The organism is Curtobacterium sp. MCLR17_034, assembly GCF_003234485.1.
Lineage (GTDB): Bacteria > Actinomycetota > Actinomycetes > Actinomycetales > Microbacteriaceae > Curtobacterium > Curtobacterium flaccumfaciens.
The window spans coordinates 253,627-267,998 of sequence record NZ_QKTH01000001.1; the positions used below are offsets into that span (position 1 = coordinate 253,627).

At 71.8% G+C, this 14,372-nt stretch carries 14 protein-coding genes; 8 read left to right on the forward strand and 6 right to left on the reverse strand.

What is annotated here, in order from left to right; all coding sequences use genetic code 11:
- Nucleotides 1–41: 41 nt before the first annotated feature.
- Both DEI98_RS01265 and DEI98_RS01270 read right to left on the reverse strand, forming a co-directional pair.
- Nucleotides 42–1,199, reverse strand: coding sequence for a PP2C family protein-serine/threonine phosphatase (locus tag DEI98_RS01265; protein WP_111099648.1), 1,158 nt, complete (start codon nt 1,197–1,199; stop codon nt 42–44).
- Nucleotides 1,196–1,972, reverse strand: a complete 777-nt coding sequence (locus DEI98_RS01270; protein WP_258370700.1) for a ThuA domain-containing protein — start codon at nt 1,970–1,972, stop codon at nt 1,196–1,198. The genes DEI98_RS01265 and DEI98_RS01270 overlap by 4 nt, the downstream gene beginning before the upstream one ends.
- A 141-nt stretch (nt 1,973–2,113) precedes the next feature.
- On the opposite strand from DEI98_RS01270, the gene DEI98_RS01275 reads away from it, so the two are divergent.
- On the forward strand, nt 2,114–3,553 hold the full coding sequence (locus DEI98_RS01275) for a DUF4832 domain-containing protein (RefSeq protein WP_111099649.1): 1,440 nt from the start codon (nt 2,114–2,116) through the stop codon (nt 3,551–3,553).
- A 79-nt stretch (nt 3,554–3,632) separates the two neighbouring features.
- Nucleotides 3,633–4,088: a DUF3817 domain-containing protein gene (locus tag DEI98_RS01280; protein ID WP_111099650.1), complete on the forward strand. Its 456-nt coding sequence runs from the start codon at nt 3,633–3,635 to the stop codon at nt 4,086–4,088.
- 223 nt (nt 4,089–4,311) lie between these two features.
- Here DEI98_RS01280 and DEI98_RS01285 read toward each other — a convergent pair whose 3' ends face one another.
- A complete protein-coding gene (locus DEI98_RS01285; RefSeq protein WP_111099651.1) occupies nt 4,312–6,522 on the reverse strand; it encodes an NADP-dependent isocitrate dehydrogenase in 2,211 nt (736 codons plus the stop codon).
- A gap of 193 nt (nt 6,523–6,715) precedes the next feature.
- Here DEI98_RS01285 and DEI98_RS01290 point away from each other — a divergent pair, with 193 nt between their 5' ends.
- Nucleotides 6,716–7,081 carry a hypothetical protein gene (locus DEI98_RS01290; RefSeq protein ID WP_111094085.1) on the forward strand — a complete coding sequence of 122 codons (366 nt, stop codon included), beginning with the start codon at nt 6,716–6,718 and terminating at the stop codon, nt 7,079–7,081.
- A gap of 3 nt (nt 7,082–7,084) precedes the next feature.
- On the opposite strand, the gene DEI98_RS01295 is transcribed toward DEI98_RS01290, so the two are convergent.
- On the reverse strand, nt 7,085–7,579 hold the full coding sequence (locus DEI98_RS01295) for a hypothetical protein (protein WP_071406257.1): 495 nt from the start codon (nt 7,577–7,579) through the stop codon (nt 7,085–7,087).
- A 162-nt stretch (nt 7,580–7,741) separates the two neighbouring features.
- Between DEI98_RS01295 and DEI98_RS01300 the strand changes: the two genes are divergently transcribed.
- The 3 genes from DEI98_RS01300 to DEI98_RS01310 all read left to right on the forward strand — a co-directional run bounded on the left by DEI98_RS01300 (nt 7,742) and on the right by DEI98_RS01310 (nt 11,431).
- Nucleotides 7,742–8,860, forward strand: a complete 1,119-nt coding sequence (locus DEI98_RS01300) for a M23 family metallopeptidase (RefSeq protein WP_110865319.1) — start codon at nt 7,742–7,744, stop codon at nt 8,858–8,860.
- Nucleotides 8,861–9,021: 161 nt separating this feature from the next.
- Nucleotides 9,022–10,296, forward strand: coding sequence for a hemolysin family protein (locus DEI98_RS01305; RefSeq protein WP_111099652.1), 1,275 nt, complete (start codon nt 9,022–9,024; stop codon nt 10,294–10,296).
- Nucleotides 10,297–10,519: 223 nt separating this feature from the next.
- The gene (locus tag DEI98_RS01310) at nt 10,520–11,431 is read left to right on the forward strand and encodes a helix-turn-helix transcriptional regulator (protein WP_071406260.1); all 912 of its coding nucleotides are present in this window, start codon (nt 10,520–10,522) and stop codon (nt 11,429–11,431) included.
- A gap of 45 nt (nt 11,432–11,476) precedes the next feature.
- Here the strand turns inward: DEI98_RS01310 and DEI98_RS01315 are convergent, their stop codons facing one another.
- Nucleotides 11,477–11,680: a hypothetical protein gene (locus DEI98_RS01315; RefSeq protein WP_017887883.1), complete on the reverse strand. Its 204-nt coding sequence runs from the start codon at nt 11,678–11,680 to the stop codon at nt 11,477–11,479.
- Nucleotides 11,681–11,718: 38 nt separating this feature from the next.
- Between DEI98_RS01315 and DEI98_RS01320 the strand changes: the two genes are divergently transcribed.
- Together DEI98_RS01320 and DEI98_RS01325 are read left to right on the forward strand one after the other, a co-directional pair.
- Entirely contained in the window at nt 11,719–12,450 is a 732-nt protein-coding gene (locus DEI98_RS01320; protein WP_111094088.1) for a class I SAM-dependent methyltransferase, read from the forward strand.
- A gap of 181 nt (nt 12,451–12,631) precedes the next feature.
- Nucleotides 12,632–13,114 carry an FBP domain-containing protein gene (locus DEI98_RS01325; protein ID WP_071406263.1) on the forward strand — a complete coding sequence of 161 codons (483 nt, stop codon included), beginning with the start codon at nt 12,632–12,634 and terminating at the stop codon, nt 13,112–13,114.
- 164 nt (nt 13,115–13,278) lie between these two features.
- On the opposite strand, the gene DEI98_RS01330 is transcribed toward DEI98_RS01325, so the two are convergent.
- Nucleotides 13,279–14,265, reverse strand: a complete 987-nt coding sequence (locus DEI98_RS01330; RefSeq protein WP_071248528.1) for an aldo/keto reductase — start codon at nt 14,263–14,265, stop codon at nt 13,279–13,281.
- Between the last annotated feature and the right edge of the window lie 107 nt (nt 14,266–14,372).

The following is a 14,372-nucleotide window of genomic DNA, read 5'->3' on the forward strand; positions in this document are numbered from 1 at the left end:
ATCAGGTGGCGCCGCACGACCGGGTTGCGCGGCACGCACGCTCAGTGCCGCGTGAGCACCACCAGCGTGACGTCGACCGCGGCGTCCGTGGGGACGGCCGTGCGCACCCGTTCGACCACGGTGGCCCCGTCCGGAGCCGAGCGCACCAGCGCAGCGAGGTCGTCCAGGTGCCGGAGCCCGTCCAGCGACAGGACGCCCTGGGTGCAGATCGCCAGCCGGTCGCCGGGGTCCAGGTCGAGCGCGCCGGGCGACCGTGGGATCGACTCCGGTTGCAGCCCGAGCGGCAGGTCGAGCGGGTGCAGGACGCGAGCCGGACCGTCGGCGGGGACGAGCACGGCGAGGCCGTGGCCGGCGTCGCCGAAGTCGACGTGACCCGACGTCGGGTCGAGCCGCAGGTGGAACAGCGAGCCGACGGCGTCCGCAGCCGACAGGTCGGCGGTGACCTGCGCCTCCAGGCCGACGATCGCGTCCGACATGTCGGTGCCGGTCCGTGCCGCCACGGCACCGCGGACCGCCGCGGCGAGCAGGCCCGACGCCGGGCCGGCCGCGCTCACCCGGCCGACGGTGACGTGCAGGGTACCGTCCGGTGCGACGCGCCAGTCGGCGACGTCACCCCCGCCGTCGTCGTGCTGGGCCACCAGGACGTCGAGGTCGTACCCCGGCACCGCGACCGGGTCCGGTACCAGGCCGTCGAGCACCCGACGGACCCGCCCGCGGTCGATGGCGACGCCGAGCTCGCGCTCCGCCCACCGGGCCAGGTCTCCCAGCAGGGCGACGTCGTCCGGCGAGAACGTGCGCGGCACCGCGTCCATCAGGCACAGCGTGCCCACCCGGGTGCCGTCGACCATGGTCAACGGTGCGCCCGCGTAGAACCGGATTCCGTGCTCCGCAACCGCCGCCGTGTGCGCGAACCGGGCGTCGAGGGACGCGTCCGGGATCACCATCGGTTCGCGGGTGAGCACCGTCGACGCGCAGAACTGCTCGCTGGCGGGGACACTCGACCCCTGGTGCCAGCCGAAGGTCGACTGCGTGGTGACGAGGTCGTGGTGGACGAGGTTGAGGAAGGTCAACGGGACGTCGAACGCCTCGTGGGCCATGCGGGTGATGCGGTCGAAGCGCTCCTCGGGTCCTGATCCCAAGATTGCGAGCGCCTCGATCACCGCGGTGCGCCTGTGCGCACCGTCGAGATGGTTGGTCACCCGGCCTGTCTACCCCCATCGTCCGTCAGGAACCAGTCCCGTGGGTGGGGGTCAGCCGTCAGCTCGCGGCGCTCGGACACCGGGGCGGCCCAGGCGGCGGCGTTCGACAGCACGCGCTGGATGTCTGGGTGGTGGTAGACGGGGTACTCCTGGTCGCCGGGCGAGAAGTAGAAGACCTTGCCGAGCCCCCGGCGGTACGCGACGCCGGAGCGGAAGACCTCGCCTCCCGCGAAGGTCGACAAGAACACCTCTTCGTCGGGGCGCGGGATGTCGAAGTACTCGCCGTACATCTCCTGCCGCTCGATGACGATCGGGTGCGGGACCCCTGCGGCGATAGGGTGCTCGGGCGCGACGGTCCAGACGAGTTCGCGCTCGCCGTCGTTCCGCCACTTCAGCGAGCAGGTCGTGCCCATCAGGCGCTTGAACGGCTTGGAGTAGTGGCCGGAGTGCAACACCACCAGGCCCATGCCGGCGTGCACGGCGTCGACGACCAGGTCGACGACGGCGTCGCTCACCTCGTCGTGGGCGGCGTGCCCCCACCAGAACAGCACGTCCGTGGTGGCGAGCCGTTCGGCGGTGATGCCGTGGTCGGGTTCCTGCAGGGTGGCGGTGGAGACGTCGGCCCCGGGCTGCAGCTGCCGGAGCGCCTCGGCGATCACGGCGTGCATGCCGTCGGGGTAGTGCCCGATGACCGTCGCGTCACCGCGGGTCTCGTGCACGTTCTCGTTCCAGACGACGATGTTCAGGGGACGGTTCTCGGTCGACGGCGACATGCAGTCAACGCTACCCGTGCTCGGTTCGCGCATCCACTGGCGTTTTCTGATCGTTTGGCCTACCTTCAGATCACATTCGCGCAGGACGGCAGCGCCAGGGGGCGCCGATCACCGCCCGCGCCGAGGACAGGGGCTCGTCCGATGCAGCACCGCACCATCACCACCGTCGCACTCGCGGCGGTGCTCGCACTCGCCGTACCGACCACCGCGTGGGCGTCACCCACCGGTCACCACTCGAAACGCACCGCGACCACCTCGACCGTGACCTACACGGCGAGCGACGCGGTCATCCCGAACCCCTCGCGCGGGTTCGACCACACCACCGAGACGCACTACCGCGCCGACGGCACCGGGTACACGCCGCTCGACGCCGCGACCCTCCGGGGCTACCGGGCCGAGGGCGTCACGCAGGTCGTCCGGGTGTTCTACATGGAGGCGTTCGTCCAGCAGCGGCAACTCAGCCCGGCCTGGCTCGCGCTCGTGCAGCGCGACTACGACACGGCGCGCGCCGCCGGCGTGGGTGTGATCACCCGGTTCGCGTACGTCCAGGGCGGCTCGTACCCGTACTCGGCGCCCTACGGTGACGCCGACCTGCCGACCGTGCTCGCGCACATCGAGCAGCTCACCCCGACGCTCCGCCGGAACGCCGACGTCATCCCGACCCTGCAGGGGGGATTCATCGGGCTCTGGGGCGAGGGCTACTACACCGACCACTTCGCCAGTGACCCGGCGAACCCGGGTGTGCTGACCGAGGCCGACAAGGACGCCCGACGACAGGTCCTGCAGGCCGAACTCGCCGCTCTGCCGTCCAGCCGCTCGGTCCAGGTCCGCACGATGCAGATGAAGCAGGACGCGCTCCGCACGCCGTCCGGCACGGCCGGGGCGCTCACTCCGGCGCAGGCGCACGACGGATCGGCAGCGTCGCGCATCGGGCACCACAACGACTGCTTCCTCGCCTCGCCGGACGACTTCGGCACGTTCCTGAGCAACCCGCTGTCGCTCGACCAGGACTACCTGGCGGCCGAGTCGCGGTACGTCCCCGTCGGTGGTGAGACCTGCGCCGTGAACGCGCCACGGTCCGAGTACCCGTCCGCCTCGGCCGAGATGGCGAAGTACCACTACAGCTACCTCAACCTCGACTACAACAAGGACGTCCTGGCGACCTGGGGTGCGGAGGGCATGACCGACGCCGCGAAGAAGCTCGGCTACCGCTTCACGATGACCTCGAGCATCGTCACCACCGGTCGCACGCCGTCGGTCGCGGTGTCGGTGCGGAACGACGGCTGGGCGGCGCCGTACAACAGCCGCCCGGTGCAGCTCGTCCTGACCGACGGGCACCGCAAGGTCACCGTGCCGGTGCGCGCCGACGCATCGTCCTGGCAGCCGGGACGGACCGTGACCGTCCGGGCGTCGCTGGCCGACGTGCCGAACGGGCGCTGGGACGTCGCCCTCGCCCTGCCGGCACCCGAACGCTCGGTGGCAGCGAACCCGGCCTTCGCGATCCAGACGGCGAACACCGGCACGTGGGACGAGAGCACGGGTGTGAACCGCCTCGGCCAGACGGTGGTCGTGCGGCACTGAGCGGACCCGCAGCGCGCCCCGGGTCGGACGATCCGGGGCGCCCTGCTGTCTGTCAACCGGGTCCGCCACGATTGACGGCATGACTCCGCGCTCCCTGTTCCGCGCCGCCGCGGTCGCCGAACTCGTGACCTGGACCCTGCTCATCCTCGGGATGGTGCTCAAGTACGGCCTGGACGCCGGCGACTGGGGCGTCCGCATCGGCGGTGGGGTGCACGGCTTCGTGTTCCTGGCGTACCTGGTGATCACGACGGTCGTGGCGGTGAACCAGCGGTGGTCGTTCGGGGCGCTCGTGCTCGGCTGGGCCAGTGCCGTCGTGCCGTACGCCACGGTGCCGTTCGAGGTCGCGGTCGCCCGCCGCGGCATGCTCGAAGGCTCCTGGCGCCGCTCACCGGACGCCCACTCGGGCTTCTGGGACCGTCTGCTGTTCTTCGTGGTGCGTCGGCCCGCCGTGGCCGCCGGCATCGGGGTCGTGGCCGTCGCCCTGGTCTTCACCGGGCTGCTGGCCGCCGGCCCGCCCGTTCCCTCCCGCGGCTGACGCGACGAGCGCCCACGCGTCACTTCGTGAGCAGCAATGGTCGGGTTCGTGGTGCGGACGCGACCATTGCTGCTCACGAAGCGCGGCCGTGGTCGCGACCACGGACGGACGGGAGGTGGGCCCCACCAGTCGGTACCGGCGCACCGCGCCAGCGGGGTGACGGCCGTGCCTGGAGGGACGGTGCCAGCTGGCATCGGGCCTCCCGTCCGTGGGCAGGTCGCTGCTAGAGCGCTGCCAGCGCCGCGTTCAACGTGGCGGACGGACGCATGACCGCGCTCGTCTTGGCGTCGTCGGGGCGGTAGTAGCCGCCGATGTCGGCCGGGTGACCCTGCACCGAGACGAGCTCGTCGACGATGGTGTGCTCCTGCTCACCGAGCTTCGCCGCGAGGTCCGCGAACGACGCCGCGAGCTCGGTGTCCTGGGTCTGCGCCGCGAGTTCCTCGGCCCAGTACTTCGCCAGGTAGAAGTGGCTGCCGCGGTTGTCGATCGAGCCGAGCTTCCGACCCGGGGACTTGTCCTGCTCGAGGAACGTCCCGGTGGCACGGTCGAGGGTCTCGCCCAGGATCTTCGCCCGCTCGTTGCCCGTCACACCGGCGAGGTGCTCGAGGCTGACCGCCAGCGCGAGGAACTCGCCCAGGCTGTCCCAGCGCAGGTAGTTCTGCTGCACGAGCTGCTGCACGTGCTTCGGCGCGGAACCACCGGCACCGGTCTCGAACAGGCCGCCACCGCCCAGCAGCGGGACGACGGAGAGCATCTTCGCCGAGGTGCCGAGCTCCATGATCGGGAACAGGTCGGTCAGGTAGTCGCGCAGGACGTTTCCGGTGACCGAGATGGTGTCCTCGCCGCGGCGGATGCGCTCGAGCGAGAAGCGCATGGCGTCCTCGGGCGCGAGGATATCGACCTGCAGGCCCTCGGTGTCGTGCTCGCCGAGGTACTGGCGAACGAGCCCGATGAGGTTCGCGTCGTGCGCGCGGGTCTCGTCGAGCCAGAACACGGCCGGCGTCGCGGAGGCACGGGCGCGGGTGACGGCGAGCTTCACCCAGTCGCGGATGGCGACGTCCTTGGTCTGGCAGGCGCGCCAGATGTCGCCGGGCTCGACGTCGTGCTCGATGACGACGTCGCCCGAGGCGGTCGTGACGCGGACCACACCGGCGCCGGGGAGCTCGAACGTCTTGTCGTGCGAGCCGTACTCCTCGGCCTTCTGCGCCATCAGGCCGACGTTGGGCACGGAGCCCATCGTCGACGGGTCGAAGGCGCCGTGGGCGCGGCAGTCGTCGAGCACGGCCTGGTAGATGCCGGCGTAGCTCGAGTCGGGGATGACGGCGAGGGTGTCGTGCTCGTCGCCGTCCGGGCCCCACATGTGGCCCGAGGTGCGGATCATCGCGGGCATCGATGCGTCGACGATGACGTCGCTCGGCACGTGCAGGTTCGTGATGCCCTTGTCCGAGTCGACCATGGCGAGCTCGGGGCCGTCGGCGATGCCCTGCTTGAAGGCACGCTCGATCTCGGCGCCGTTCGGCAGCGCACCGAGGCCGGCGAGGATCGAACCGAGGCCGTCGTTCGGGGTCAGGCCCGCGGCGGCGAGGTCGGCGCCGTAGCGCTCGAACACCGACGGGAAGAACGCCTTGATGACGTGGCCGAAGATGATCGGGTCCGAGATCTTCATCATCGTGGCCTTGAGGTGCACGGAGAACAGGACGTCCTCGGCCGCGGCGCGCTCGATCTGCTTCCGCAGGAACGACTCGAGTGCGGCCACGTGCAGCACGGTGCCGTCCACGACCTCGCCCTGCAGGACGGGGATCGACTGCTTGAGGACCTGCTCGCTGCCGTCCTCGGCCACGAAGGTGATCGTCAGGACGTCGTCGGCGGGGGCGATCCAGGACTTCTCGTTCGACCGGAAGTCGTCGACGCCCATGGTGGTGACGTTCGTCTTCGAGTCACGCGACCAGGCGCCCATGCGGTGCGGGTGCTTGCGGGCGTAGTTCTTGACCGACAGGGGTGCGCGGCGGTCGGAGTTGCCCTCGCGCAGCACCGGGTTGACGGCACTGCCCTGGACACGGCCGTAGCGGGCACGGACGTCGCGCTGCTCGTCGGTCGTGGCCTCGTCCGGGTAGTCGGGAAGGTCGTAGCCCTGCGCCTGCAGTTCCTTGATCGCGACCTTGAGCTGGGGGATCGACGCCGAGATGTTCGGCAGCTTGATGATGTTCGCCTCGGGGGTCTTCGCCAGGTCGCCGAGCTCGGCGAGGGCGTCGTCCAGGCGCTGCTCGTCAGTGAGCCGCTCCGGGAACTGGGCGATGATCCGGCCGGCGAGCGAGATGTCGCGGGTCTCGACGTCGACACCCGCGGTGCCGGCGAAGGCCTGGATGACCGGGAGGAAGGAGTGGGTGGCGAGGAACGGCGCCTCGTCCGTGAGGGTGTAGATGATCTTGGCCATGCTGGCGGGTACTCCCTTGTTCGACCGTCGGTACGTCCACGGTACTCGTGGCGCAGGATGTCTCGACATCAAGATACATGGCCCCCGCTTCCGCGCGGCAGATGCTCGGCCGACACCCTGGAGGCGCACTGTCGACACATAGGAACGGTGCGTGGACTGGTCTTCCGCAGCACCAGAGCGAGGGAGAGCGCGCATGACCACCACACGGCAGACCCCGGACGACTTCGGCTGGACCGCGGAGGACCTGCGGTCCGCCTACGCCTCGGACGGCAGCGGGCCCTACCGGTACGCGCCGGACGGCTCCGGCCCGTTCTCGTACGACCCCGACGGCTCCGGTCCCTGGCTCGTCGGCCCCGAACCCCGACGGAGCACGAAGCGGTTCGCACCGCGTCAGCGTGGCAGCCGGTCGCGGTTGCGGCGGATCGGGACGGCCTGCACCGCCGGAGCGCTGGCGCTCGTGCTCGCCGTCGGCAGTGTCTCCGTCGTCACGCACGCCGCTCCGCCACACCCGTCGGTACAGGCGAGTGCCGCGCAGGGCTCCGGACCCGACGGAGCCTGAGCCTCAGTCGCCGATCGAGACGCGGAACACCCGGACGCCGGCGGCACGGAGCCCGGCGAGCCCGAGCCGCATGCGCAGGGGCCGGAAGGGCCGGCGGAACCCGGACGACGCCGACGCGGCATCGATCTGGTGCAGGACCTCGGACGTCAGGGTGCGCTCGAGCTTCGGCGCCAGGCGGGTCACCCCGGACACCGTGACGACGATGCGGACGGCGTGCGGCGCGAGCATCGGTGCGATGAGCTCGGCAGCCGCCTGCGCCCGGTGGAACGCGGGGTCGTCACCGGGGCGACGGATCGCGATGACGGCCAACGCCGCGTCCCACGTCTCCTCGGGGTCCGGCAGGTCGTCGACCCCGATGACCCGCATCCGCGCGGCGTCGATCCCGGCGCGCACGGCCGCGGCCCGGAGCACGGGCAGGAGTTCCTGGGTACCGGCCAGCACGACGTCGGCCGACGCCAGGTCGACCGTTCCGTACCGCTCACGCGGCGATCGGGCCATGGTGCGGGTCCTTCCGTCGCTTTCCCCTGACCGTACCGATACAGAGGGCCCGGGGGACGCTTCCGCCCGCGGTGATCAGGGGCCTCCCAGCGCACTCGGTAACGAAAAGATCACGAAAGGGCCTGTACAAAGCGACAGAGTCGTGCAGAATGGTGGGCGGCCATGACGACTGCACCCGAACTCGACCAGCACCCGGAGACCCCGGTGGTGCACCTGTCCCGTCGCGCCGCCCTCGAGGCCGAGCGCGCAGCAGCCCGCGGACCGCAGCGTCGCAGCAAGACGGCGCCGGTCGCGAAGGCCGCCAAGCCCGAGAAGCCGGCCAAGGCAGCGAAGGTCGCCAAGCCGGCGAAGGCCGCGAAGCCGGCCAAGGCGCCGAAGGCCGCGAAGGTCGCCAAGCCCGTGCAGGCCGTCGTCCTCGCGACCGCGTCCTCGGCCACCGAGCCGGCCGGCCGCCGCTCCGCAGCCGCACGCGCCACCACCGAGCACGTCGACGACCGCATCCAGCGCGTCGTCCGTCGCCCCGCACCCAAGGTGACCCGCGTCGCCAGCGCACCCCGGGCCTCCCGGTCGGCCCGCGCCGGACGCATCACGCTCACCAGCGCCGCGGCCGCCATCGCGATGTTCGCCGCCTCGGCGATGCCCGCCCACGCGAGCGCCGGCACCTCGATGGCCACCTCGACCATCGCACCGATCGTGCGCACGCAGGACTACGCCGTGACCCAGGCGGTCACGGCCGCCGGGTTCGACCGTGACGGCTTCACCGTCGGCGGCGGCTCGACCGTCACCACGAAGACTGCTGGTTCCGCCGACTCCGCGGCGACCGCCGGAGGCGCCGTGTCGTTCGGCGGCGCGGTCCGCTCGCCGTTCCCCGGCCCGGTGCAGATGAGCTCCGGCTTCGGGTACCGCTCGGCACCGTGCGGCGCGTGCTCGTCGCTGCACCAGGGCCTCGACTTCACCCCGGGCATGGGCACGCCGATCGGCGCCGTCGCCGCGGGCAAGGTCCGGGTCTCGGGCACCTACTTCTCGTACGGCAACGCGGTCATCATCGACCACGTGGTCGACGGGCGTCAGGTCTCCACGCTCTACGGCCACATGATCCCCGGCTCCTCGCCGCTCAAGGTCGGCGACACCGTCGCGGCCGGGCAGTTCATCGGGCTCGTCGGGTCCTCCGGCGTCTCGACCGGTGCGCACCTGCACCTCGAGGTCCTGATGGACGGCGTCACGCCGATCGACCCGAAGGCGTGGCTCGAAGCCCGCATCGGCCGCTCGCTCACGCTGTAGCGACCGCTCCCCGCACCGACCGCTCCCCGTCGCGACGGGGGATCCACAGCCGCTGTCGAGCGGCAGCACGGCGATGTCCCAGTCGGCCTGTGCAGACTCACAGGCATGGACGATCCCCACAGACCGCCCGCCCGTCGTCGATCCGAGGCGGCTGCCCGCTGATGGGCGCCGACACCTGGATCGCCTTCGGGCTCGTCATCCTCTTCGTGCTCGTCGGCGGGGTCTTCGCGGCCGCCGAGATCGCACTCGTCTCCCTCCGCGAATCCCAGCTGCAGCAGCTCGAACGCCGCGGCCCCCGCGGGATGCGGGTCGCCGAGCTCGGCCACGACCCCAACCGGTTCCTGTCCGCCGTGCAGATCGGCGTGACCGTCGCCGGGTTCTTCTCCGCCGCGTACGGTGCGTCCTCGATCGCACCCGACGTCGCACCGCTGTTCCAGGGGCTCGGCCTCGAGCAGGGCACGGCCGAAGCCGTCGCGCTGGTGCTGATGACCCTCGTCATCGCGTACCTGTCGCTCGTGTTCGGCGAGCTCGTGCCGAAGCGCCTCGCCCTGCAGCGTGCCGAGGGCTTCTCGATGGCCGTCGCCCCGACCCTGGAGCGCTTCGCGGTGCTGATGCGGCCGGTGATCTGGCTGCTCTCGAAGTCCACCGACACCGTCGTGCGACTGCTCGGCGGCGACCCGAACGCCCGCAGCGAGTCGATGAGCACCGAGGAGCTCCGCGGCCTGGTCGACGAGCACACCGGCGTCGACGAGCAGGGACGCCGGATCGCCCGCAGCGCCCTGGACGCCGGTGACCGCATCCTGCGCGAGTCGATGCGCCCCTGGTACGACGTCTCGACGCTGGATGCCGGCCTCTCCGTCGCCGAGGCCACCGACCAGGCCATCGCGGCCGGGCACACCCGGTACCTCGTGACCTCCGGCGGGCGCGACGAGGTCCGGGGCTTCGTGCACCTCCGTGACCTGCTGCGTCCGGTCGACCCCTCGGCACCGGTCGCCACGCTCGTCCGGCCGGTGCTCGCCCTGCCCGAGACGAAGTCGCTGTCGAGTGCGATCGCGGACATGCGCACCGACGGCCACCAGATCGCCCTGGTGGTCGACGAGTACGGCGGCAGCGCCGGCATGGTCACGCTCGAAGCGCTGCTCGAGGACCTCGTCGGCCGCATCCGCGACGAGTGGGACACGACGGAGCACGACGAGTCCGTGCTCGCGCGCGACGGCGTCGACGGCGCCACCGTGCTCGAGGACCTGGCTGCGGACGGCGGCCCGGTCCTGCCGGACGGCGACTACGAGACCGTGGGTGGGCTCGTGCAGGTGCAGCTGGACCGCGTGCCCGAGGTCGGTGACGTCGTGCTGGTCGGCGGCCACCGCCTCGAGGTGACTGCCATGGACGGTCACCGCGTCGCGCGCGTGCGCATCGGGGCCGACGCCGCGCCCTGATCGCGGGACAGAGCGGGGGGAAGCCCGTGGCGCAGGCGGTCGCAACACCCCGCGGGACGCCGGTGAGCGGTCACAGGCCGTCGTCTACGGCGCCACCAGCCGACAGGTCCCGACCACCCGGCGGGCGGCACGCGACGTGTCGTGACCAGTCAGCGACGGCCGGCGGCCCCGCCGCGGCCCTCCCGCCTGCCGGACGCACGGCCCGGGCACGTACGCTCTCCCCATGGGTATCGACGTGCGCAACGAGATCCGCGACTTCCTGTCCTCCAGACGGGCGCGGCTCACCCCCGAGCAGGTCGGCATGCCGTCGTTCGGCGGCGGGGTCCGACGCGTGCCCGGGCTGCGTCGGCACGAGGTCGCCATGCTCGCCGGCGTCAGCGTCGACTACTACACGCGACTCGAGCGCGGCTCGCTCAAGGGCGTCTCGGACAGCGTGCTCGAGGGCCTGGCGAGCGCCCTGCAGCTCGACGAGGACGAGCGTGCGCACTTGTGGGACCTCACGCGCCTGGCGAACTCCGGCGCGAAGGTCATGCACCGGAACGTGCCGACCCGCGTGCGCCCCGGCGTGCAGCGGCTGCTCGACGCCATCACCGGCGCACCGGCCTGGGTGCGGAACGAGCGCGGGGACGTCGTCGCGACGAACGAACTCGGCCGTGCGCTCTACGCTCCGCTCTTCGCGGGCCCCGGACGCCCGGTGAACACCGCTCGCTTCACCTTCCTCGACCCGGCCGCCCGCGACTTCTTCCCCGACTGGGCGCAGACCGCGAAGGACGCCGTGGCCGTGCTCCGGACCGCCGCGGTGTCGAACCCCTGCGAGCCGGGGCTCATCACGCTCGTCGGTGAGCTCTCCACCCGGAGCGAGGAGTTCCGCGGCTGGTGGGCCGCCCACGACGTCCGGATGCAGCGCACCGGCAAGAAGCGCATCGACCACCCGATCGTGGGGGAGCTGCGGCTGTCCTACGAGGCGCTCGACCTGGTCGCCGACCCCGGCCTGACGCTGTTCTCGTACTCGGCCGAACCGGGCAGCGAGTCCGAGCGGTCGCTCGCGCTGCTCGGCAGCTGGGCCGCGACGGAGCGGGCAGAGCAGTACGCGGCCCTGCGCGAGTCGGAGTCCGAGTCCGAGTCGGTCGACTGACCCGGCCCGCCGACGGGCAGGTGCGTCAGCGCCGTGGTCGGAACGTCAGGCCTGGGGCGGCACGTCGCCGTCGAACAGCTCCGGCGAGCGCATCCGCTCGATGCGCAGCTGCCGCTCCGTCGCCGACAACCGCAGCACACGGATCGCGGCGAACACGAGCACGATGAGGGCGACGGCCAGCACGGCGAGCGCCAGCACGAACAGGGCGTAGAGGACGACGACGAATCCGAGACCACTGTCTGCGAGCATCCGTCGAACATAGCAGCGCGGGTTCGTAGGGTGGGGACGTGACGAGGACGACGGACGGCTCAGCAGGGGATGCGGACCACCGGCAGCACCGCCGGCCCGAACCCGCGTTCGCCCGCGCGGTCGCGAAGGCACTCGGCGACGCCCGGACCGTCCTCGACATCGGTGCCGGTTCCCCTTCGTACGCGCCGACCGACCGCGATGTGACCGCCGTGGAGCCCGCCGGAGACCTGCCCTTCGCCGACGACATCTTCGACGCCGCGATGACGACCTTCTCGCTGCACGAGTGGGACGACCTCGAACGCGGGCTCGCCGAGGTGCGTCGCGTGACCCGGGGCCCGATCGTGGTGCTGACGTTCGACCCCGACCGCATCGAGCGCTCCTGGCTCGCCGAGTACGCGCCCGAGGTGCTGGCGGCCGACGCCCGTCGCCACCCCGCACTGCCGCGGATCGCCGACGCACTGGGCGACGACACCGTGACGAGCACCCCGTTGCCGATCCCGTTCACGTGCGTCGACGGGTTCGCCGAGGCGTACTACGCCCGCCCCGAGCGACTGCTCGACCCCGGCGTGCGCCAGGCGGACCCGACGTGGGGCCTGGTCGACGAGTTCACCGTCCGGCGGTCGGTGGCAGCGCTCCGGACCGCGCTGGAGTCGGGGGAGTGGGACCGGCGGCACGGCTCGTTGCGGATCCGCCCGACGTACGAGGGCTCGGTCGTCCTGGTCACGGCGACGCCGAACCGACCGCGGCCGAGCCTGGCCGGGCGGGCTTGACACCCGGTCGTAGGCTGGTCGGGTGAGCTTCCAGGAGGTGGTCGGCGCCCGTATCGCCGGCATCAGGGCGTGAGGCCCTCGGTCGTGCCCTCGGGTGCGGCCGCCCTCGTCGAACCCTGACCTCCTCCGCCCGGTGCGGTGTGCGTCTGCACGCCCCGGGCCCGCACGAAAGCGATCACCCATGCTCCCCATCGTGGAGAAGACCCTCCGCACGTCCTTCGTCAACGCCTCGCGCAAGGAGGTGTCCGACCTCACGCTGCCCGCCGACTTCGAGACGCTCGACTGGGACGCGCTCGACTACCTCGGCTGGCGCGACCCGAAGATCGGTCGGCGTGCGTACGCCGTCGTGCCGACCCTGGACGGCGACCTGATCGGCATCCTGTTCCGGCAGGCCGAGGCCTCGCCCCGCTCCCGTGCCCAGTGCTCGTGGTGCCAGGACGTCAAGCTGCCGAACGACGTCGCGTTCTACAGCGCGAAGCGGTCCGGGCCGGCCGGACGGAACGGCAACACCGTCGGCACCCTGGTGTGCCAGGACTTCCAGTGCTCGCGGAACGTCCGGAAGCTGCCGCCGCCCGCCTACGAGGGGTACGACGTCGAGGCCGCGCGCCTCCGGCGCATCGAGGACCTGCAGGTCCGGGCCGCGTCCTTCGCCGCCGAGGTCTGAGACGCCGGCGTCCTCGAAGGACGCCGCCGAGTCAGCGAGACGCCGCCGGATTCGGAGGCGTCTCGCGCTGACGCCGGCGTCTCGCGTCCGCAAACGCGACTGACGACGGACGGGAGGCCCGGTGCCAGCTGGCACCGGGCCTCCAGGCCGTCATCCGGTCGCGTCTACCGACCGATGGTCGACATGTCGGGGTAGCGGTCACCGGTCGGGACCGGCAGCGCCGACAGGCGTGACAGCTGGTCCGCGGTGAGGGTCAGGTCGGCTGCGCCGACGTTCTCCTCGAGGCGGGAGACCCGCTTCGTGCCGGGGATCGGGACGATGTCGTCGCCCTGGGCGAGCAGCCAGGCGAGCGACACCTGCGCCGGGGTGGCGCCGGCCTCGGTGGCGATCTCCTTGACCGCGTCGACGATGCGCATGTTCTGCTCGAACGCCTCCTGCTGGAAGCGCGGGTTCGCCAGGCGGAAGTCGTCGGAGTCCAGGTCGGACGGCTTCGTGATGGCACCCGTCAGGAACCCGCGGCCGAGCGGCGAGTACGGCACCAGGCCGATGCCGAGCTCGCGCAGGGTGTCGAGCACGTCGCCCTCGGGGTCCCGCGTCCACAGCGAGTACTCGCTCTGCAGCGCGGTGATCGGGTGGACGGCGTGGGCCTTGCGGATGGTCTCGGCACCGGCCTCGGACAGTCCGATGTGCCGGATCTTGCCCTCCTGCACGAAGCCGGCGAGCTGGCCGATGACGTCCTCGATCGGGACGGCCGGGTCGACGCGGTGCTGGTAGTAGAGGTCGATGTGGTCCGTGCCGAGGCGCCGGAGTGAGCCCTCGAGCGCCTCGCGCACGGACTCTGGCTTGCTGGAGATCCCGCGCTGCTGCGTCGGCGTCTCTTCACCGGCCTCGTGGTGGTACAGGCCGAACTTGGTCGCGATGACGACGTCGTCGCGGCGGCCCTCGAGCGCGCGGCGCAGGAGTTCCTCGTTCGTGTAGGGGCCGTACGCCTCGGCGGTGTCGAACAGGGTGACGCCGAGGTCGATCGCGCGGTGGATGGTGCGGATCGACTCGTCGTCGTCGGTGCCGGCGCCCGTGTAGAAGGCGCTCATGCCCATGGTTCCGAGGCCGATCGGTCCGACCTCGAGGTCTGCGAGCTTGCGTGTCTGCATGCTGCAGGTCTACTCCCGGTCCCCCTGACGGCGGGAGGCACTGGCTGTACCCGCCTCCGCACCGCTACGCTGCGAGGGACGGGGCAGACGCCCCGGGCTCGGGGGAG

Coding starts and splice junctions, on each gene's coding strand:
- DEI98_RS01305 (WP_111099652.1), top strand. CDS start 9,022: ATGGGCGCCGACACCTGGATCGCCTTCGGGCTCGTCATCCTCTTCGTG.
- DEI98_RS01315 (WP_017887883.1), bottom strand. CDS start 11,680: ATGCTCGCAGACAGTGGTCTCGGATTCGTCGTCGTCCTCTACGCCCTG.
- DEI98_RS01325 (WP_071406263.1), top strand. CDS start 12,632: ATGCTCCCCATCGTGGAGAAGACCCTCCGCACGTCCTTCGTCAACGCC.
- DEI98_RS01280 (WP_111099650.1), top strand. CDS start 3,633: ATGACTCCGCGCTCCCTGTTCCGCGCCGCCGCGGTCGCCGAACTCGTG.
- DEI98_RS01295 (WP_071406257.1), bottom strand. CDS start 7,579: ATGGCCCGATCGCCGCGTGAGCGGTACGGAACGGTCGACCTGGCGTCG.
- DEI98_RS01285 (WP_111099651.1), bottom strand. CDS start 6,522: ATGGCCAAGATCATCTACACCCTCACGGACGAGGCGCCGTTCCTCGCC.
- DEI98_RS01290 (WP_111094085.1), top strand. CDS start 6,716: ATGACCACCACACGGCAGACCCCGGACGACTTCGGCTGGACCGCGGAG.
- DEI98_RS01300 (WP_110865319.1), top strand. CDS start 7,742: ATGACGACTGCACCCGAACTCGACCAGCACCCGGAGACCCCGGTGGTG.
- DEI98_RS01275 (WP_111099649.1), top strand. CDS start 2,114: ATGCAGCACCGCACCATCACCACCGTCGCACTCGCGGCGGTGCTCGCA.
- DEI98_RS01330 (WP_071248528.1), bottom strand. CDS start 14,265: ATGCAGACACGCAAGCTCGCAGACCTCGAGGTCGGACCGATCGGCCTC.
- DEI98_RS01310 (WP_071406260.1), top strand. CDS start 10,520: ATGGGTATCGACGTGCGCAACGAGATCCGCGACTTCCTGTCCTCCAGA.
- DEI98_RS01270 (WP_258370700.1), bottom strand. CDS start 1,972: ATGTCGCCGTCGACCGAGAACCGTCCCCTGAACATCGTCGTCTGGAAC.